The sequence below is a fragment of the Pseudomonas sp. AGC41 genome (assembly GCF_057334555.1).
In genome coordinates, this window is record NZ_JBHFJB010000160.1 from 1 (window position 1) to 3,658 (window position 3,658).

A 3,658-nucleotide genomic window follows, 5' to 3' on the forward strand; every position below is an offset into this window, starting at 1 on the left:
CACGACGGTAGTTCAGGACCTTGGACGGCTGGTTCGCGCCGAACAGGAACATGCTGGTCAACGGGGCGATGCCCAGCTTGTTGACGCGATCACGCAGGAAAACCCGCGATTTGACGTCAACAACGGTATCGGTGCCCGGCCGCACGGTCAGGCGATAAGCGCCGGTGGCCCGTGGCGAATCGAGCAAGGCGAAGATCACCAGGTGCTTGTCGGTCGGCTTCGGACGCTGGATCCAGAACTCACGAAAACGCGGGAATTCTTCACCCGATGGCAATGCGGTATCAATCGCCATGCCGCGAGCGGACAAGCCATAAACCTGGCCCTTGCCGATGACGCGGAAGTAGCTGGCGCCGAGCATGGTCATGATTTCGTCTTGCTTGTCGGCCTTGTTAATCGGGTACAACACGCGGAAACCCGCGTAGCCCAACTGTTCGGTGGCCTTCGGATCGAACTTCACATCACCGAAATCGAAGCGTGTCGGGTCGTATTTGATCTCATCGACGGTGGTCGCGGTGATTTCGTTGATCTTCACCGGTGTGTCGAAATGCATGCCCTGGTGATAGAAGGACAGCCGGAACGGAGTCTTCTGATCGGCCCACTCGGCTTTTTCGGTGCGGAAACGGATTTTCTGATAGTCGGCGAATTTCATTTCGCGGAATTCGTTCGGCAAGTTACTGCGCGGGGCTTCGAATTTCTGCCCGGCCAGTTCTTGTGCCTTCGCCGATACATCATCCAGGCTGAATGCCCACAGTTGGCCCGCGCCAAACAGGCACAGCAGGGCCGAGCCCGCTACCAGAGCGTTTCTAAACCGTTTGGCAGTCATTTTTGGTGCATTACAGGGACTAACAATCACGAGCAACCCTCGCCGAAAACAGATCAAAAAACCAACGGCCAGATAAAGTATCTGCACGGTAACGGCGCTGAAAAACCGCTCCTGCGGACCACTCTTGCCAAGTTGGCGAGCATTGTTCCGACTCCGATGGGACAAAATGATTCCCCAAACGGTTCAGGACAAGTCTCTACCTAAGTCAAATGGACCGGCGAACGCCGATCCCCCGTAGCGCGCGATTATCTAGTAGGCCGCGTGACAACGCATCAGGGCTAGCAAAGTATTTATCGAGAAAACTCCCTGTTTTGACTCGAAACCGGACCGAAAAGATGTTTCAAACGCTTTCAGACCTGTAACAGAAAGGTTACCGGGCCATCATTGACCAGATGCACTTGCATGTCGGCGCCGAATCTACCTGATGCCACGGTGCCATGCACCTGTTTCGCCTGGGTCAGCAGATAGTTGAACAATTCTTCGCCAAGGGCGGGCGGCGCGGCGGTTGAAAAGCTCGGGCGTAGACCGCTTTTGGTATCCGCCGCCAGGGTGAACTGCGAGACCAGCAGCAGCCCGCCCGCCACGTCCGCCAAGGACAGGTTCATCTTGCCGTCGGCGTCGCTGAACACCCGATAGTTAAGCAGCTTGTGCAGGAGTTTGTCGGCACTGGCCCGGGTATCCCCAGGCTCGACAGCTACCAACACCAGCAAGCCATAGTCCACCGCCCCGACAATCTCGCCCGCGACTTCGACCCGGGCGCCGCGAACGCGCTGCAACAACCCCTTCATGCTTCTTCGGGTGGCAAGTCGAGCAGGCGGCGGGCCATTTGCGCGGCCGCGCGCACCAACGCGTCGGTAATCCCTGGTTCCGAAGCAGCATGGCCGGCGTCGCGGATCACCTGCAGCTCGCTGTTGGGCCAGTTCTGGTGCAGCTCCCAGGCATTGTCCAACGGGCAGATCACGTCGTAGCGACCATGCACGATGACGCCCGGCAAATGGGCGATCTTGCCCATGTCGCGAATCAACTGGTTGGGTTCGAGGAAGGCGTTGTTGGTGAAGTAATGACATTCGATCCGGGCGATCGACAGCGCTCGCTGCGGCTCGGAGAAACGATCGACTACCAGCGGGTTCGGGCGCAGGGTCGCGGTGCGCCCCTCCCAGGTGGACCAGGCCTTGGCCGCGTGCATCTGGGCGATCTGGTCGTTGCCGATCAGGCGTTTGTGAAACGCGCTGAGCAAGTCGTCGCGCTCATCCAGGGGGATCGGCGCGATGTAATCCTGCCAGTAATCGGGAAACAGGCGACTGGCCCCGGCCTGGTAGAACCATTCGATTTCCTGCGGACGGCAGAGAAAGATCCCACGCAAGATCAGGCCATGTACCCGCTCCGGATGAGTCTGGGCGTAGGCCAGGGCCAGGGTCGAGCCCCAGGAGCCACCGAACAGCACCCACTTTTCGATGCCCAGGTGCTTGCGGATGCGCTCCAGGTCTTCGACGAGGTCCCAGGTGGTGTTGTTTTCCAGGCTGGCGTGAGGCGTGGAACGGCCGCAGCCGCGCTGGTCGAACGTAACGATGCGGTACAGGTTCGGATCGAAGTAGCGACGGCTTTGCGCATCGCAACCCGCCCCCGGGCCACCGTGGATGAACACGACAGGCAGGCCTTCCGGCGAGCCGCTTTCATCGACATAGAGCGTGTGGGTGTCATCGACAGCCAGATCGTGCCGGGCATGGGGTTTGATCTGCGGGTACAAAGTCTGCATTGCGCGCTCCGTAAGGGGTCGAGTCATCCGTGTGGGGACTTCTATTTAGTCTGCCGTCCGGCATCATAAACCCGAATTACCTTAATGAGCATGCCCCGCGGCAGTCAAAGCGTGTCGGCCAGGTAGGCCAGCAGCCTGCGATATAGCTGATCGACCTCCGGCACCTGGCCCCGCGCGCGCAGGCAACCGTGGACCAGGCCCTCGCCGCTGTACAACTCTGAGGCTACTCCTGCGGCGCTCAGGCGCTCGTTATAGAGGACGCCGTCGTCGCGCAGCGGATCCCACTGCGCCACGGCAACCAGCGTCGCGGGCAGGCCGCTGAAATCATCAGCGAGCAACGGCGCGGCATAGGGCGACGGCTGCGCGCCACGCAGGTACCACGCGTCATAGCGTTGCAGATCGCTGCTGCTCAAGAGCGGCGCGTCGAAACATTCGGTGCGCGACGGCAAATCGTCGGAGCCACCAAGCGCCGGGTAGATCAGCACCTGGGATCGCGGCAAAGACTGCCCAGCATCGCGCAAGGCCAGGCACACCGCAGCGGCGAGGTTGCCGCCAGCGCTGTCGCCTACTACAGCCCGGCGCCGAGGGTTGATGGCAAACGGCAGGTCCCCCAGGTGGCGCCACACGGTGAGGCAATCTTCGAACCCGGCGGGAAACGGATGCTCCGGGGCGAGCCGGTAATCCACCGCCACCACCAGCACGCCGAGGGCCGCGGCCAGTTCCATGCAAATGAAATCATGGGAATCGAGGTCCCCGACCACCCAACCGCCACCGTGCAAGTAAAGAATGCACGGCCACCCGGCGAGCGGCGGCGAAGTACCTGGGTGGTAGGCCCGGACAGCCACGCCGGCCAGTCGCAGATCCTCGACCGCAAGCGTGGGTGGACACGGCGGCGTGAATGCCCGGCACATCTGGCTGTAGGCCTGGCGCGAACCTGCGAGGCTGTCATCCGGGCTGGTGAAGCTCAGGGTCTTGTCGATGAAGGCGGACATTGCCTGGGAGACTGGGTAGGCCATTGTGGTTCGCCGTGGATCACTAAGACGTGGCAGGAGGCTTTTGTGGGGGGGGGGGGGGGGGGG

General features: G+C 61.3%; 4 protein-coding genes. All 4 read right to left on the bottom strand.

Annotated features, from left to right (window positions below; genetic code table 11):
- Positions 1–853, bottom strand: an 853-nt coding sequence (locus tag ACE04F_RS27885; RefSeq protein WP_486110802.1) for a glucan biosynthesis protein, incomplete at its 3' end; no start/stop codon positions are given.
- Positions 854–1,173: 320 nt separating this feature from the next.
- Complete coding sequence (gene dtd, locus ACE04F_RS27890; RefSeq protein WP_486110804.1) at positions 1,174–1,611, bottom strand: D-aminoacyl-tRNA deacylase; 438 nt, start codon at positions 1,609–1,611, stop codon at positions 1,174–1,176.
- A complete protein-coding gene (pip, locus tag ACE04F_RS27895; RefSeq protein ID WP_434626481.1) occupies positions 1,608–2,579 on the bottom strand; it encodes a prolyl aminopeptidase in 972 nt (323 codons plus the stop codon). The genes dtd and pip overlap by 4 nt, the downstream gene beginning before the upstream one ends.
- Positions 2,580–2,683: 104 nt before the next feature.
- The gene (locus ACE04F_RS27900; RefSeq protein ID WP_486110806.1) at positions 2,684–3,595 is read right to left on the bottom strand and encodes an alpha/beta hydrolase; all 912 of its coding nucleotides are present in this window, start codon (positions 3,593–3,595) and stop codon (positions 2,684–2,686) included.
- Positions 3,596–3,658: the final 63 nt, after the last annotated feature.